The sequence below is a fragment of the Aeromonas sp. L_1B5_3 genome, assembly GCF_963866575.1.
GTDB lineage: Bacteria > Pseudomonadota > Gammaproteobacteria > Enterobacterales > Aeromonadaceae > Aeromonas > Aeromonas jandaei.
This window is the reverse complement of sequence record NZ_CAWMDN010000123.1, coordinates 88309-103927: the sequence shown is the minus strand read 5'-3', so window position 1 is coordinate 103927 and position 15619 is coordinate 88309. Positions and strand designations below refer to the sequence as shown.

General features: G+C 60.0%; 17 protein-coding genes. 12 read left to right on the top strand and 5 right to left on the bottom strand.

Annotated features, from left to right (window positions below; translation table 11 throughout):
• Both AACR93_RS15145 and arfB read right to left on the bottom strand, forming a co-directional pair.
• Positions 1–451: methylated-DNA--[protein]-cysteine S-methyltransferase (locus AACR93_RS15145; RefSeq protein ID WP_043851193.1), on the bottom strand; the 451-nt coding region annotated here is incomplete at its 3' end.
• Between the two features lie 21 nt (positions 452–472).
• Entirely contained in the window at positions 473–889 is a 417-nt protein-coding gene (gene arfB, locus AACR93_RS15140; RefSeq protein WP_033114047.1) for an alternative ribosome rescue aminoacyl-tRNA hydrolase ArfB, read from the bottom strand.
• Between the two features lie 201 nt (positions 890–1090).
• Here arfB and glnK point away from each other — a divergent pair, with 201 nt between their 5' ends.
• From glnK to AACR93_RS15115, 5 genes are all read left to right on the top strand, one after another.
• The gene (gene glnK, locus AACR93_RS15135; protein ID WP_033114048.1) at positions 1091–1429 is read left to right on the top strand and encodes a P-II family nitrogen regulator; all 339 of its coding nucleotides are present in this window, start codon (positions 1091–1093) and stop codon (positions 1427–1429) included.
• Between the two features lie 193 nt (positions 1430–1622).
• Positions 1623–2630 carry a Fe(3+) ABC transporter substrate-binding protein gene (locus AACR93_RS15130; RefSeq protein WP_143241803.1) on the top strand — a complete coding sequence of 336 codons (1008 nt, stop codon included), beginning with the start codon at positions 1623–1625 and terminating at the stop codon, positions 2628–2630.
• A 40-nt stretch (positions 2631–2670) separates the two neighbouring features.
• Positions 2671–4296, top strand: a complete 1626-nt coding sequence (locus AACR93_RS15125; protein ID WP_043851191.1) for an ABC transporter permease — start codon at positions 2671–2673, stop codon at positions 4294–4296.
• A gap of 82 nt (positions 4297–4378) precedes the next feature.
• Positions 4379–5413, top strand: a complete 1035-nt coding sequence (locus tag AACR93_RS15120; RefSeq protein ID WP_043851190.1) for an ABC transporter ATP-binding protein — start codon at positions 4379–4381, stop codon at positions 5411–5413.
• A gap of 103 nt (positions 5414–5516) precedes the next feature.
• Complete coding sequence (locus AACR93_RS15115; RefSeq protein WP_043851189.1) at positions 5517–6422, top strand: Dyp-type peroxidase; 906 nt, start codon at positions 5517–5519, stop codon at positions 6420–6422.
• 318 nt (positions 6423–6740) lie between these two features.
• On the opposite strand, the gene argR is transcribed toward AACR93_RS15115, so the two are convergent.
• Positions 6741–7211: a transcriptional regulator ArgR gene (argR, locus tag AACR93_RS15110; protein WP_005340378.1), complete on the bottom strand. Its 471-nt coding sequence runs from the start codon at positions 7209–7211 to the stop codon at positions 6741–6743.
• 203 nt (positions 7212–7414) lie between these two features.
• Between argR and AACR93_RS15105 the strand changes: the two genes are divergently transcribed.
• The 6 genes from AACR93_RS15105 (at position 7415) to AACR93_RS15080 (ending at position 12412) form a co-directional block, all read left to right on the top strand.
• A complete protein-coding gene (locus AACR93_RS15105; RefSeq protein WP_043851188.1) occupies positions 7415–8155 on the top strand; it encodes an ATP-binding cassette domain-containing protein in 741 nt (246 codons plus the stop codon).
• 24 nt (positions 8156–8179) lie between these two features.
• Positions 8180–8917, top strand: coding sequence for a transporter substrate-binding domain-containing protein (locus AACR93_RS15100; protein WP_043851187.1), 738 nt, complete (start codon positions 8180–8182; stop codon positions 8915–8917).
• A 3-nt stretch (positions 8918–8920) separates the two neighbouring features.
• A complete protein-coding gene (gene artQ / locus AACR93_RS15095) occupies positions 8921–9571 on the top strand; it encodes an arginine ABC transporter permease ArtQ (RefSeq protein WP_043851186.1) in 651 nt (216 codons plus the stop codon).
• A 3-nt stretch (positions 9572–9574) separates the two neighbouring features.
• Entirely contained in the window at positions 9575–10237 is a 663-nt protein-coding gene (gene artM / locus AACR93_RS15090) for an arginine ABC transporter permease ArtM (RefSeq protein ID WP_042030756.1), read from the top strand.
• Positions 10238–10457: 220 nt separating this feature from the next.
• The gene (mdh, locus tag AACR93_RS15085; RefSeq protein ID WP_042030754.1) at positions 10458–11393 is read left to right on the top strand and encodes a malate dehydrogenase; all 936 of its coding nucleotides are present in this window, start codon (positions 10458–10460) and stop codon (positions 11391–11393) included.
• 410 nt (positions 11394–11803) lie between these two features.
• Positions 11804–12412: a tetratricopeptide repeat protein gene (locus AACR93_RS15080; RefSeq protein ID WP_043851198.1), complete on the top strand. Its 609-nt coding sequence runs from the start codon at positions 11804–11806 to the stop codon at positions 12410–12412.
• A gap of 98 nt (positions 12413–12510) precedes the next feature.
• On the opposite strand, the gene hmpA is transcribed toward AACR93_RS15080, so the two are convergent.
• Positions 12511–13704 carry an NO-inducible flavohemoprotein gene (gene hmpA, locus AACR93_RS15075; RefSeq protein ID WP_043851185.1) on the bottom strand — a complete coding sequence of 398 codons (1194 nt, stop codon included), beginning with the start codon at positions 13702–13704 and terminating at the stop codon, positions 12511–12513.
• Positions 13705–13817: 113 nt separating this feature from the next.
• On the opposite strand from hmpA, the gene AACR93_RS15070 reads away from it, so the two are divergent.
• A complete protein-coding gene (locus tag AACR93_RS15070) occupies positions 13818–14288 on the top strand; it encodes an Rrf2 family transcriptional regulator (protein ID WP_033114060.1) in 471 nt (156 codons plus the stop codon).
• Between the two features lie 40 nt (positions 14289–14328).
• Here the strand turns inward: AACR93_RS15070 and AACR93_RS15065 are convergent, their stop codons facing one another.
• A complete protein-coding gene (locus tag AACR93_RS15065; RefSeq protein ID WP_043851184.1) occupies positions 14329–15609 on the bottom strand; it encodes an HlyC/CorC family transporter in 1281 nt (426 codons plus the stop codon).
• Positions 15610–15619: the final 10 nt, after the last annotated feature.

Genomic DNA, 15619 nt, shown 5'->3' with positions numbered 1-15619 from the left:
CCAGTAGCCAGCGTTTGATGGGAATGCCGCCGGCATAACCGGTTAGCTCGCCGCTGCGGCCAATCACCCGGTGGCAGGGCACTATGATGCTGAGCGGATTGCGCCCGTTGGCGGCTCCCACGGCTCTGACCGATTTGGGATTGCTGATGGTTTGGGCAATCTCGAGATAGCTGACGGTTTCGCCGTAGGGGATGTCACAGAGGGCGCGCCATACCGCCTGCTGGAATGGCGTGCCACGGGCGGCCAGCGGCAGGTCGAATTGCTGCAGACGACCGGCGAAGTAGGCAGCGAACTGCTCGACGAAGGGAGCAAGAGCCAGATCATCCCGTTGCCACTCAGCGGTCGGAGTTACCGGCTGCTCCCCCCGCACGAACTCCACATAGCGCAGACCATCCCGATCGATGGCGATGAGCAGAGGGCCGTGGGCGCTGTCGCAAAAGCTGTATTTCATGTTGTCATCCTCGGGCCAGTGTTAGTCCAGCACCAGCTTGCCGCGGGTCGATTTGATCTCCCCCTTGCGCTTCTTGGCATCAACCCGTTTGCGCTGGGAGCTGCGGGTCGGCTTGGTGGCATGGCGGGCCTTGGGGCGCCATGCCGCCTTTTTCAGCAGTTCGACCAGACGGCTCATCGCCTCCTTGCGGTTCATGTCCTGACTGCGGTGGCTCTCGACCCGGATCAGGATAAAACCGTCATGCACCCGGCTGTCGCTCAGCTTGTCGAGCCCCTCCTTGTAGAGTGGGGTGAGGCTGGGAGAGTTGCGGTAATCGAAGCGCAACCAGACGGCGGAGTCGGTCTTGTTGACGTGCTGGCCACCGTTGCCCTGGGCCCGCATGGTCTGGAATTGCAGCTCATGCCAGGGGAGGGTAACGCTGTTGGAGATGACTAACATACTGCTGTGCTCTTGTTTGGTGCAGAGGCGCTGACCGCCACAGCGTGGTGCCTCATTATGGGGCGCGTGGCAGGCCGATCCTGGCTCGCTTTGGGTGTTGCTCCGTAATTAGACGCTATCTTCATGAAATTTAATAATAAAAATACTTGGCACAAGAATTGATTCCCGGTTTATGACACACCATGGATTGGGAGCAACCAGATGAAGCTGATTAGTGCGATTATCAAACCGTTCAAGCTGGACGATGTCCGCGAGGCCATTGCCAACCTGGGGGTGGAGGGGTTGACCGTGTCCGAGGTCAAGGGATTTGGCCGCCAGAAGGGACACACCGAATTATACCGGGGGGCCGAGTATCAGGTCGACTTTTTACCCAAGGTGAAGCTGGAGATCGCCACCACGGATGACAACGTGGAAGGGGTGATCGAGGCGATCTGCAAGGCGGCCTATACCGGCAAGATCGGTGACGGCAAGATCTTCGTTTATGACCTGTTGCAGGCGGTGCGTATTCGTACCGGCGAGAACGACGAAGAGGCGCTCTGATCGCCGGTTTGTCACCTCGCTTGCCATGGCAAAACCCGATTGGGGCTGGATGGGATTCTATCCGGCCCTTTTATTTATGCCGCGTTTAAATATGTGAACTTCCCCCGCCACTCCTCCTTGATCTCGCAATGGGAATATGCAGAATGCAAACGGAAATTGTTCTCACTCGATTTAGCAACTCAAGGAATGGATGATGAAAATGAAGATGCTGGCACTGGCTTTTTCTGCATTGGCAGCCCAGTCTGCGTTGGCGGCAGGAGAGGTGAATGTCTACTCCAACCGGCAGGATGAGCTGATCAAGCCCATCATCCAGCAGTTCGAGAAGGAATCGGGCATCAAGGTGAACGTGGTGTTCGCCAAAGAGGGGCTGAACGAGCGTCTGGAGCGGGAAGGCAAGCTCTCTCCGGCCGACCTGATGCTGACAACCGATATCAGCCGTCTGACCGATCTGGTAGACAAGGGGCTGGTGCAGCCGGTAGAGAGCAAGATCCTGCAGGAGAACATCCCTGCCAGCTATCGCGATCCGGAGAACCGCTGGTTCGCCCTGACCACCCGGGTGCGTGCCATCTACTCCAGCAAGGATCGCCTCGGCAAGCTCGATACCATCAGCTACGAAGATCTGGCCAAGCCGGAATTCAAAGGGAAAATCTGCACCCGCAGTGGCAAGCATGAGTACAATGTGGCGCTGGTCTCCTCGATGATTGTCCATCACGGTATGGCCGAGACCAAAACCTGGCTGGAAGGGGTCAAAGCCAACCTGGCGCGCAAGCCGCAGGGCAACGACCGGGATCAGGTCAAGGCTATCAAGGATGGCATCTGTGACCTGTCGCTCGGCAACAGCTACTATCTGGGCGCCATGTTGAAGGATCCGGCGCAGAAAGCCTGGGCTGATGCCGTCTACATCAACTTCCCGAATCAGGCCGACCGCGGTGCCCACGTCAACGTGAGCGGCGTGGCCATGACCAAGTATGCCAAGAACAAAGAGGCCGCTCAGAAGCTGATGGAGTTTCTGGCTGGCGACACCGCCCAGCACATGTATGCGGACGTGAATGCCGAGTATCCGGTCAAGGCCGGGGTCGAGCCTTCCGCCATGGTCAAGTCCTGGGGCAGTTTCAAGTCTGACGCACTACCGGTCAGCGATTACGCCAAGCACCGCAAGGACGCCTTGCAGTTGCTGGATGAAGTGAAGTTCGACTTGTAATTCAGATGGGGCCAATGGCCCCATCAACCTCTGTGGTCTCATGAAAAATTCTGGATGGATTACCGGCAGCTGGGCCACCGCCCTGCTGCTGGCTTTGCCGGTGCTCGCTCTCGTCTTCTCTGCCTTCTCGGCTGAGGGAGAGCTGTTTCGCCACCTCGCCGATACCGTGCTGCTCGACTATCTGGCCAATACCCTGGGGCTGGTGGTTGGCGTGGTGCTGCTCAGCCTGCTGTTTGGTGTGCCAACCGCCTGGCTGGTAGCCATGTGTCAGGTGCCGGGGCGTCGTGCCCTGCAGTGGGCCTTGATGCTGCCGATGGCGATGCCCTCCTATATCGTCGCCTACGTCTATACCGACCTGCTCGACTACTCGGGCCCGCTACAGGCCGGGTTGCGCGCCCTCTTTGGCTGGAACAGTCCAGCCGATTACTGGTTTCCGGCCATTCGCTCCCTTGGCGGCGCTGCCTGGGTGCTGGCACTGGTGCTGTTCCCCTATGTCTATCTGCTGACCCGCGCCTCCTTTCTGGAGCAGTCAGTCAGCCTCATTCACTCCAGCCGCCTGCTCGGCTGTACCCCGTGGCAGAGCTTTCGTCGCCTCAGTCTGCCGCTGGCGCGCCCCGCCATCATGGTGGCGGTATCGCTGGTGGCGATGGAGACGCTGGCCGATTTTGCCACCGTCCACTTCTTTGCCATCAACACCCTGACCACGGCGGTCTACGACACCTGGCTCGGCTATGGCAGTCTGGCCACCGCGGCCAAACTCTCCTGCCTGATGCTGCTGGCGGTGGTGCTGCTGATCGCGCTGGAGCGCCGCTCGCGCAGTCGGCAGCAGGTGTTCCAGAAGTCGATGGGCCATGAGCAGCCGCTGCGCTATCCGCTCAAGGGGATGAGTCGCGCTCTGGCCGCTCTCTGGTGCTGGGGGCTGGTGCTGGCCGGTTTCGGCCTGCCGTTTGTCATCCTGCTCGATTACGGGGTGCGCTACTTCGAGTTGTCGTGGACACCGGAGTTCGTTCGTTTTGCCGGTAACAGTTTGCTTATCTCGGCGCTGACTGCCCTGCTGGCGATGGGGATTGCCCTGCTGCTCGGCTTCTGTCGCCGCCTCGATGGCGGGGTCAAGAGCCTGCTGCCGCTGCGCATCGCCGCCATGGGTTACGCCATGCCGGGTACCGTGCTCGCCATCGGGGTGCTGGTGCCGCTCACTGCCCTCGATTTTGCCATCAATGATCTCGCCGAGTGGTTAGGGCGTCAGGGGCCGGGGCTACTGCTGACCGGCACCATCACCGCCATCGTGTTCGGCTATCTGGTGCGCTTCGTGGCCATCGCCATCGGCTCGGTGGAGAGCAGCATGGGCAAGATCTCCCCCAGCCTCGACATGGCGGCCCGATCTTTGGGGCAGGGGGATGGCGCCATGCTGCGCCAGGTCCATCTGCCGCTGGTGCGCCGCGGTCTGTTTGCCGGTGCCATGCTGGTGTTTATCGAATCCATGAAGGAGCTGCCCGCCGCCCTGCTGCTGCGGCCGTTCAACTTCGAGACTTTGGCGACCCACGTCTACCAGTTCGTCTCGGACGAGATGCTGGAGCGCGGCGCGCTCGGCGCCATCGTCATCGTGCTGGTGGGGCTGTTGCCGCTGATCTGGGTCAACCGCACTCTGGATAGTCCCGGCCACTGAGTCGCCACGTCGGCCAATGAAATTGCATGCGGTGTGCTGAACCGAAAGGCAGTGCGCCGCCAGAAACGAGAGGAAGTCAGCCTTGTCCTGTTTGCAGGTTGAAAATGTCAGCTGCCGTTACAACGGCCGCAATGTGCTGGAGCAGCTCTCCCTGACGGTGGCGGACAACGAGATCGTCTGCCTGCTGGGAGCGAGCGGCTGTGGCAAAACCACGTTGCTCAAGGCCATCGCCGGCCTGCTGCCGCTGGCCGAGGGGACGATCCGCCTCGGTGATACCCTGCTCGACGGGCCGGGTGCCAGTGTGCCGCCCGAGGCGCGCAATATCGGGATGATCTTTCAGGATTATGCCCTCTTCCCCCATCTGACGGTGGCCGACAACGTCGGTTTCGGTCTGACCCGGCTCGATCGCCGCGCCCGCCAGCAGCAGGTGGATGAGGCGCTAGCGCTGGTCAATCTGCAGGGGCTGGGGGATCGTTATCCGCACCAGCTCTCCGGCGGCCAGCAGCAGCGGGTGGCCATCGCCCGGGCGCTGGTGTGCAAGCCGCGGCTGATGCTGCTGGATGAGCCCTTCTCCAACATCGACACCCAGGTGCGGATGAAGTTGATCCTCGAGATCCGCGCCCTGCTCAAGCAACAGGGGATCGGCGCTATCTTCGTCAGCCACAGCAAGGAGGAGGCGTTCGCCTTCGCCGATCGGCTGGCGCTGTTTCGCGCCGGTCATATCGAACAGGTGGGCCAGCCGGAGCAGCTCTATCGCCGCCCGCAAAACCGCTTCGTGGCGGAGTTTCTCGGCGGGGTCAACTATCTGGCTGCCGAGGTGGTGGACAGCCACTGCGTACAGACGGCACTCGGGGTCATTTGTGGCAGCGAGCCCCATGGCTGGGCGGTGGGTGAGCAGTTGCAGCTGATGCTCAGACCCCAGCAACTGCTGCTGGAGAGCGCCGCAGATGGGGAGCTCAAGGTGGTGGAGCAGCAGTTCCTCGGCCATCACTGTCGTGTGCTGTTCGAGTGTGGCGATCTGCAGCTGGAAGCGAGCATTGGCGAGCCTCTTGAGGGGATGCGGGCCCGCATCCGGGTGGCGCCTCATACGCTGGTGTTGTTTGACCCTTTACCCTGAACGCGTGATATCGTCGTGAAATCAAAGAACTGGAGCTGCTCTGGTTTATAATCGCGCAACGCTAATAGCCCATAACGCTAACGCCTACTCAGGGGAGAGATATATGAAAGCCCAAGCCGGGATCTGCGCAGAGCCGAATCTGCACGCCCTCTATCTGATGTTCAATCGCACCGGCGATGCCGCCGAACTGGTCGGCCGTCTGGCCAAACTGCCCGCCTTGTGGCAGGCGGTCGCCGCCGATTTCCCCGAGGCCGGTTTCAGCGGTCTGGTCGCCGTCGGCGCCGATGCCTGGGATGGTCTCTACCCTGCCGCACGTCCGCCCCAGTTCCGCAGCTTTATGGCGCAATCCGCCAACGGTCAGGAAGCCCCCAACACTCCGTTTGATCTCTTCATTCAGCTGCGTGCCGATCGGGTGGACGTGCTGCACCACGCCGGTCATCGCGTGATGGCGTTGCTGGCCGGACTGGTAGAGCTGGCCGAAGAGGTGCGCGGTTTCCGCAATCTGGATTGCCGTGACCTGACCGGTTTCGTCGATGGCACCGAGAACCCGCAGGATGAGCACCGCGCCGAAGTGGCGCTGCTGGCCGAGGGCGAGTTTGCCGGTGGCTCCTACATCCACGTTCAGCGCTGGGTCCACGCCATGAGCGACTGGGAGAAGCTGGCGCAAAAAGAGCAGGAAGACATCATCGGTCGCACCAAGCCCGACAATATCGAGTATGAATCTGCCGCCAAGCCGCTGACCGCCCACATCAAGCGGGTCAACCTCAAGACCCCGAAAGGGGAGTCCATGGAGATCCTGCGCCAGAGCATGCCCTGGGGCACCATGACCGAGCAGGGGCTCTATTTCATCTCCTGCTGCCGCACACCGCAGCACTTCAACGCCATGCTGGCCAGCATGTACAAGGGGGAGGGCAGCCACTTCGATCACCTACTGCGCTTCACCAAAGCAGTGACTGGCGCCGCCTTCTTCGCCCCATCGGAAGGTTTTCTGATGGCGCAGGGCAAGTAATAGCGGATGTGACAGCGCCACCTTCCCCCTCGTGCAGCAGATACGCAAAAGGGCGACCGCTTGCCATATAGATCGGGCGGTTGGGGTGGCTTGTCATGCTCCGAGAGCTGCTGACGCTGCCGACTAGATTGTTTCGCTGGTGCAACGAAAATCAATTTCCGCCAGTGATAATTGCAACAATCTCGATCAGCATCGCGAGTGGGAGTGTAGAGATAGGGGGCAGAGCAGGCTCCCGATCTGCTGGCTCACCAAACAAAAATCCCGGCCTTGGCCGGGATTTTTCGTTCTGGCGTGACCGCTATGACGCGGCGGCAACCATCACGGAGTCTGTTCGAACAGCTCGAGGGCGGAGAGGTAGAGCTCTTCGATATCGGTATCGCTGGTCGGGGTGATGAAGATGGTGTCGTCACCGGCGATGGTACCGAGGATCCCCTCTGCCTTGCCGAGGGAGTCGAGCAGGCGGGCGATCAGCTGGGCTGCGCCCGGGCTGGTGTGGATCACCACCAGTGCGCCGTTGTGGTCGACATCCAGCACCAGATTCTTGAGCGGGCTGGAGGTGGTGGGCACACCCAGTTCCACCGGCAGGCAGTAGACCATCTCCATCTTGGCGTTGCGGGTGCGAACGGCGCCGAAGCGGCTCAGCATGCGCGATACCTTGGACTGGTTGATGTTCTCGAAGCCCAGTTCTTGCAGGGCAGTGACGATCTCTGCCTGGGAGCCAAAGCGCTCTTCTTTCAGCAAGGCTTTAAAGGCCTTGGCCAGTTTTTCTTGCTTGTCGTTATGTTTCATCTTGGTCTCACGAATGAGGAGGTGTGGCGGCCTGTTTCAGAGCCAGGCGGCAGATACGAACAGCGTGGCTATTTTGCATTCATATGCCGTTTTTTGCAAGGAAGCGGCGCTTGTTCTGCATATTGATTCAAAAATGGCTTGCATCAACCTTTATAAGGGATAGAATCGGGACGAAATTTTGAAAACTTATTCAATTGGGCTGTATGGGTATTGAATTAATAGGTATCGAGAAGTCCTGGCACAAGGTGCCGGTACTGCAACAGGTGAGCTTTCGGACATCCCCCGGTGAGACCTTGGTACTGCTGGGCCCGAGCGGTGCAGGCAAGAGCTCGCTGCTACGCATGATGAACCTGCTGGACACCCCGGATGCCGGTGTTCTGCGTATAGGGAAAAATGAATTTTCTTTCCCGAGCCCCCTCTCCGCTGCCGAATTCAATCGCCAGTCCCAACTGCTGCGTCGCAAGGTGGGCATGGTGTTCCAGCAGTACAATCTCTGGCCACACCTCACCGTGATGGAGAATCTGATTGAAGCGCCGGTCAAGGTGCTGGGCATGAGCAAGGAGGCGGCCATCGAGAAGGGCGCCTATCTGCTGGCCCAGCTGCAACTGGCCGACAAGCGCGATGCCTGGCCGGCACGCCTCTCCGGCGGTCAGCAGCAGCGGGTGGCCATTGCCCGCACCCTGATGATGGATCCGGAAGTGCTGCTGTTTGACGAGCCGACCGCCGCCCTCGATCCCGAGATCACCAAGGAGGTGGCCGAGATCATCCGCACCCTGAGCCAGACCGGCATCACCCAGGTGGTGGTGACCCACGAGGTCGACTTCGCCCGCAAGGTCGCCAGTCAGGTGATCTATCTGGAGAAAGGGCGGATCATCGAGTCCGGCTCCGCCGCCATTTTCCAATCCCCGCAAACCAGCCGGTTTGCCGAATTCTTGATGCATTGATACTGAATCGATAAGGAAGCTGTCATGAAAAAGAGTCTGTTGCTGGTCGCAGCCATGGGGCTGCTGAGCACCTCCATACTGGCCAAAGAGATCAAGTTCGCCACCGAGGCCACCTACGCACCGTTCGAATATCTGGACGACAAGAACGAGTTTCAGGGTTTTGACATCGATCTGGCGCGCGCCATCTGCGAGCAGGCCAAGCTGGAGTGCAGCTTCCACAACCAGGCTTTTGACAGCCTGATCCCCAGCCTCAAATTCCGTCGCTATGACGCCGCCATCGCCGCCATGGACGTGACCCCGGAGCGGGCTGCGCAGGTCGATTTCTCCGATATCTACTACCAGAACTCTGCCGTGTTCGTGGCCAAAAAAGGCGCCTTCAAGGGGCCAGAAGGGTTGGTAGACAAGACGGTCGGCGTGCAGAACGGCACCTCCCACCAGTCCTATCTGGTGGATAACTGGGTGAGCAAGGGGCTGCTGACTGTGCCCTACGCCAGCTACCAGAGCGCCTTCCTCGACATGATGAACGGCCGCACCGACGGCGTCTTTGCCGATACCGCCGTCGCCGCCGACTGGCTGAAGCAGCACAAGGAGTACGCCGTGGTGGGTGCGCCGGTGACCGATGCCAAGTACTTCGGTACCGGCTTTGGCATCGCGGTGGCCAAGGGCAATCAGGAGTTGCTGACCCAGCTGAACAAGGGGCTGGCCGATATCAAGGCCAACGGCACCTATCAGAAGATCTTCGACAAATACTTCGCGCACTAAGCCATGTTGAGCCTGTTGTTGGATGCAGCCTGGATGACCCTCGGGCTGGCCCTGGCATCCCTGGTCGGGGGCATGGTGCTGGCACTGGCGTTCAGTGCGGCCGAGCTGAGCAAGCAGCGCGCTCTGGTGTGGCCGGTGGCCACCCTCACGACCCTGATCCGCGGGTTGCCCGAGCTGTTGGTGGTGCTGTTCATCTACTTTGGCTCGACCCAGGTGCTGTTTCTCATCACCGGCGAGTATGTGGAGTTCAGCCCGTTCGCCTGCGGCGTGCTGGCGCTCTCTCTGCTATTCGCCAGCTATGCGACCCAGACCCTGCGGGCGGCGCTCAATGCGGTGCCCTCAGGGCAGCGGCTGGCGGCGCTGGCGCTCGGCCTTGGCAAGAGTCACATCTTCTTTCGCATCGTGTTGCCGCAGGCGTGGCGCCACGCCCTGCCGGGCCTCGGCAACCAGTGGCTGGTACTGCTGAAAGATACCGCGCTGGTGTCGCTTATCGGGGTGAACGAGATGATGCGTCAGGCCCAGATGGCCTCGGCCAGTACCTATCAGCCCTTCACCTGGTATGCCGCCGCCGCCATCATCTATCTGGCCATCAGCCTGGTGAGCGAGTATGGCCTCGGCCTCGCGGCCCGCTACACCCGTCGCTACGGAGGCTAATCGATGCAAGAGTATCTTGTGACCCTGCTGGGGGGCTTGCTCACCACGCTGGAGCTGACCCTGTTCAGCCTGCTGCTCGGCTTCGTGCTGGCGGCCCTGATGACCTGGGTGCTGGAGTTGCGGCTGCCGGTGGCGACCCAGCTGGTACAGCTGTGGGTGTTGCTCTTTACCGGTACGCCGCTGCTGATCCAGATCTTCCTCATCTACTACGGGCCGGGTCAGTTCGAGTGGCTGAAAGCCAGCCCGCTCTGGCCGCTGCTCAAGCAACCCTGGTTCTGTGCCGTGCTGGCGCTGGGCCTCAACACTGCGGCTTACTCCACCCGGTTGTTCAAGGGGGCGCTCGACGCCATTCCTGCCGGTGAGGTGGAGGCGTGCCGTGCGCTCGGTTTTAACGGTCGTCAGACCCTCTGGATGAAGGTGCGCCACGCCGCCCGTCATCTGGTGCCAGCCTACTCCAACGAGGTGATCCTGGTGCTAAAGGGAAGCTCCCTCGCCAGTACCATCACTATCATGGACATCATGGGGCTGGCACAGGGACTCAATGCCCAGACCTATGACACCCTTGCCGTCTTCGGCGTTGCGGGGGCCCTTTACCTCACCATGAACGGATTGTTAACAATTGGTTTTCGTTGGTGTGAAAAGCGGGCGTTGGCATTCCAGGCTTGAGTCGGCATAACTACCTCTTTATGGGAGGGTGAAGTGCAGAAAAACTGTGCTTCCCCTCCAATTTTTTGGATTTTTCCCCATTTTTATTCGCTGCCTGTTTCTTGGCTCACAGAACCCGTGACTGCAACTGTTATCAGATTGTTTTTTATGGGGGGATCCATTAAGGTTGGGCGCACAAGAACAAATAACCTTAAACCTACGCTTAAACATGGAGTTGATCATGAAAGTTGCCGTTCTGGGTGCCGCTGGTGGCATCGGTCAAGCCCTTGCTCTGCTGTTGAAAAACCGTCTGCCGGCCGGCTCCGAGCTGAGCCTGTATGACATTGCCCCGGTCACTCCGGGCGTAGCCGTAGACCTCAGCCATATTCCTACCGACGTCGCCATCAAGGGTTTCTGCGGTGAAGATCCGACTCCTGCACTGGTTGGTGCCGACGTGGTGCTGATCTCCGCCGGTGTGGCGCGCAAGCCGGGTATGGATCGCTCCGACCTGTTCAACATCAACGCCGGGATCGTCAAGAATCTGGTGGAGAAGTGCGCGGCAGCCTGCCCGAAAGCGCTGATCGGCATCATCACCAACCCGGTCAACACCACCGTCGCCATCGCCGCCGAAGTGCTGAAGAAAGCCGGTGTCTATGACAAGCGTCGCCTGTTCGGTGTCACCACTCTGGACGTGATCCGCGCCGAGACCTTCGTCGCCGCCGCCAAAGGGCTGAACGTGGACAAGGTTCGCGTCAACGTGATCGGTGGCCACAGTGGCGTGACCATTCTGCCGCTGCTCTCCCAGATTGAAGGTGCCTCCTTCACTGCCGAAGAAGTGGCTGCCATGACCAAGCGTATTCAGAACGCCGGTACCGAAGTGGTTGAAGCCAAGGCCGGTGGCGGTTCCGCCACTCTCTCCATGGGTCAGGCTGCCTGCCGTTTCGGTCTGTCGCTCATCAAGGGCCTGCAGGGCGAAGCCAACGTCATCGAGTGTGCCTACGTGGAAGGCAACGGCGAACACGCTACCTTCTTTGCACAGCCGATCCTGCTGGGCAAGAATGGTGTCGAAACTGTGCTGGACTACGGCAAGCTGAGCGCCTTCGAGCAGGAAGCGATGGAAGGGATGCTGGCCACCCTGAAAGCCGATATCCAGCTGGGTGTCGACTTCGTCAAATAAGCGGCATGACCGCATCAAAAGGGAGCTTCGGCTCCCTTTTGCGTTGTTGGGCTCCCGCCAGCTTAAGAAGATGGGGGTTGTGGCCGATAACAGAGAGCAGCAGGAGATCCCTTATGATGAAACCCCTTACCCTTCTCTCCCTTATCTGTCTGGCTGGTGCGCCCCTTTATGCCGCCGAGCCGGTGCCGGCTGCCTCGGCTGCTCCCGCCACCGCTGGCGAAACGGCGCCCGCATCAGCGGCGACTGCTACTCCGGCTCCCGTGTTGTTGCCAGCCGAAGCGGCGGCTCCTGCTCCCGCGGCTACCGGTGAGGCGGCTCCGTCGGCGGCGGTGACTGCGGCCCCTGCGCCTGTGTTGTTGCCGGCTGATCCGGTAGCTCCTGCTCCGGCCGCAGAGCCCGCTTCAGCCCCCGTGCCAGCCGCGCCACCTGCCGAACCTGCGCCTTCGGTGGCACCGCTGAATGCCGGCGACCTGCAGGCGGTGGCCATCTATCGTCAGGACGAGCTGCTCAACTGGATCGAGCAGGGACGCCACCTCACTCAGGTGAAACAGGATCGCTGCCAGTTGACTCAGGATATCGAGGCGCGAGCGTCGGTGATGAAGATCCCTGCCTACCAGTTCCTCTGGGGGGATATGCTGGCCTGGGGGGTCTGTACCAAGTCCAACGCCGAGCTGGGGGTGCAATATATGTGGGAGGCGGCCAATCAGGGGCTGGCTCCCGCGCTGGAGCAGCTGGGCCGCTACTACTGGAAAGGGACGCTGGTGCAGAAGGATCTGGTTCGCGCCGAGACGCTGATGCGTGAAGCGGCCAGCCTCGGTTTTCTGCGGGCTCGCATGGAGTGGGTCGAGATGTTGCTGCAGGGGATGGGGAGCCCGCTCGATTACGAGGATGCCTACCGTTGGCTGCACGGCTCCGTTATCGGTGATAAAGCCCTGCACCAGAAGGCGGCCAGTCTGCTGAGTCGGCTTGGCAACCGGATGCCGGCCAACGTGGTGGCCCGCGCCAAGGCGATGCACTGATCCAAAAAATGACCCACAGGTCTGCACCTGTGGGTCCGGTTCCTGCCGCCGTGCCATGACAGGCTGGAACCTCCTTTCGTTATATGGCTACCCGGCGGTTATAGATCTTGGTGGGGGCCAAAAACTTCGTAATGGAGCTGGCTTGCGGGGATCCCGGCCTCAGTCAGCTGGCGCTTCACCTCCTGCATGAAACCGAGCGGGCCACAGAAGTAGTAGTGGGCCTCTGGTGTGATGCGCTCCTTCACTGCGTTCAGATCCATGGTGCCGCTGAAGTCGTAATCCTCTCCCTGCTTGTCGCTCTCTGCGGGCTCCCGATACCAGACCCGACTGACCAGATTGGTGTGCTGGCTGATCTTGCTGCGGATATCTTCCCGGAAGGCGTGGACACGACCATGCTCACAGGCGTGCAGCCAGGTGATCTCGGCTTGATGGTCACTCGCCAGCAGCTGGTTGAGCATGCTCATCATGGGGGTAAGGCCGACCCCGGCCGAGAGCAGCACAACCGGCGTCTTGCCATCCGCTTTCAGGTAGAAATCGCCGGTAGGTGGCATCACTTCAATCTTGTCGCCCGCTTGCAGGCGGTCGTGCAGCAGGTTGGAGACCTGACCCTGCGGCTCGCGCTTGACGCTGATGCGATAGTCGCGGCCGTTCGGTGCATCCGAGAGCGAATACTGGCGGATTTCGTGATGCTCGAGCTCGGGGTGAACCAGCTTGATGCTGAGGTATTGGCCCGGCTGGAAGGTCAGCACTGGCTTGCCATCTTCCGGTGTCAGCAGGAAGGAGGTGATAAGCTCGCTCTCGGCTCGCTTCTCCTTGATGATGAAGGTGCGGGTCCCTTGCCAGCCACCGCTCTGGTTCGCCTTCTCCTGATAGATCTCCCGCTCGCGGCCGATGAAGATGTCGGCCAGCACGCCATATGCCTTGCCCCATGCCTCCAGCACCTCATCGGTGACCGCACTTCCGCCCAATTCTTTGAGCGTGGCCAAGAGATGACTACCTACAATGTGATATTGTTCTGGCTGGATCAGGAATCCGGTATGCTTGTGGGCAATCCGCTCGACTGCGCCGGCCAGCGCCCCCAGATTATCGATATTTTTGGCGTAGGCAGCGACGGCGTTGAACAGCGCCAGTGGCTGACCACCGCTGCGCTGATGGGCCAGATTGAAGATATCTTTCAGCTCCGGGTTATGGCTGAACATCCGCTGGTAGAAGTGCTGCGTCAGCGCCGGACCGGCTGATTCGAGCAGAGGAATAGTGCTTTTGATGACGGCAATGGTGGTTTGGTCTAGCATAGGGAGCCTCGTCGTTAATTGAACATCTAAAATGCCATTTAATAAGTGGCATCCTAGATGTTTATTTGATTTGAATCAATACTCCACTTTTCGCATCGCGCTAATCAGGCTTTATGAGACTAACCAGTTATACAGATTTCGGATTGAGAGCCCTGCTCTACCTTGCCACCCTGCCGGAAGGGGAGCTCTCGAGCGTAGCCAAGGTCTCTGCCTTGTACGACGTTTCTCGCAACCACATGGTGAAGGTGGTCAATCAGCTGGTGAAGCTGGGCTATCTGCAATCCCAGCGTGGCAAGAATGGGGGGATCCGCATGGCATGCGATCCCGCCACCATCAACATCGGGCAGGTGATCCGGGCGCTGGAAGGGAATCTGGACGGGATTGATTGTGGCTCGCCCGCTTGTCACATCGTCTCGGTCTGTCTGCTCAAGAATGCGCTGAAAGAGGCGATGGATGCGTTTCTGGCGGTAATGGACAGCTATACCCTGCAGGATTTGCTGGCCAATCGCGACGAGTTGCAGAGGGTGTTTGGCGAGTTGATCCCGACGCTGGTGCTGGAGCCGGATGACGAAGATGAACAGTGAAGAGCTGCAATGAAAAAGGGCTGCCAGTGGCAGCCCTTTTTCAATTCTGCGCTGCCGTAGCAGCCCGGTAGGAAGCCGGCATGATCCGCGCCATTTTGACCATGTTGTTCTCGACTTCGAGGATCTCGATGGGGTAGCCCGCCAGCCGGATCCCGATATTGGGCTGGGGGATCTCCTCCAGATATTCGAGGATCAGGCCGTTGAGGGTGCGCGGTCCGTCGATGGGCAGATGCCAGTTCATCTCCTTGTTCAGCTCGCGAATGCTGGCTGACCCCTCCACCAGAAACGAACCGTCAGGCTGGGGATGGATCTCATCGCTCGGGGTCGGCGTCATGGAGGTGGTGAAGTCGCCCACTATCTCTTCCAGAATGTCGTCCAGGGTGATCAGCCCCTGAATGTCGCCATATTCGTCGACGATCAGGCCAATTCGCTCCTTGTTGCGCTGGAATTTGGCCAGCTGCACGTTGAGCGGCGTACCTTCCGGAATGAAGTAGATCTCGTCCACTTCCCGCAGCAGGCTCGACTTGTTGAACTGATCCCGAGCCATCAACCGCAGAGCGTCGCGGGCGTGGAGAAAGCCCACCACGTCGTCGATGCTGTCGCGATAGAGCAGGATCTTGGTGTGGGCGCAGTGGGCCAGCTGGCGCTGGATGCTCTTCCAGTCGTCATTGATATCGATGGCGTAGATATCGCTGCGGGGCACCATGATGTCCTCGACCAGCATCTTGTCCAGATCCAGAATGCTGAGCAGCATCTCCTGATGACGCTGGGGGATCAGGCTGCCCGCCTCGTTGACTATGGTGCGCAGCTCCTCGGTGTTGAGGGAGTCATCCTTGTTTGGCGTGATCTTCAGCATCTTGAGCAGACCGCTGGTGATGCCGTTGATCAGCCAGACCAGCGGGGAGAGCGGCACCATCAGCCCCTTGAGGATCCAGGAGGCGGGGTAGGCAATCTTCTCGGGGAACATGGCCGCCAGCGTCTTGGGAGTCACTTCACCAAATACCAGCACTACCAGCGTCAGGCCAAAAGTGGCCACCGCGACACCGAGATCGCCGAACAGCCTGATACAGACGATGGTGGCAATGGCGGAGGCGAGGATATTGACCAGGTTGTTGCCGATAAGGATCAGGCCGAGCAGCCGATCCGGGCGTGACAGCAGCTTCTCTACCCGACGGGCCGCCTTGTGTTTGGTCTGTGCCAGATGCCGCAGCTTGTAGCGGTTGATGGACATCAGACCGGTTTCGGAACTGGAGAAGAAGGCGGATAGAAGGATCAAGATAACGAGAACAATCAGTAGTGTGCTCGTTGAGATGCTGTCCAAAAAGGGCTCC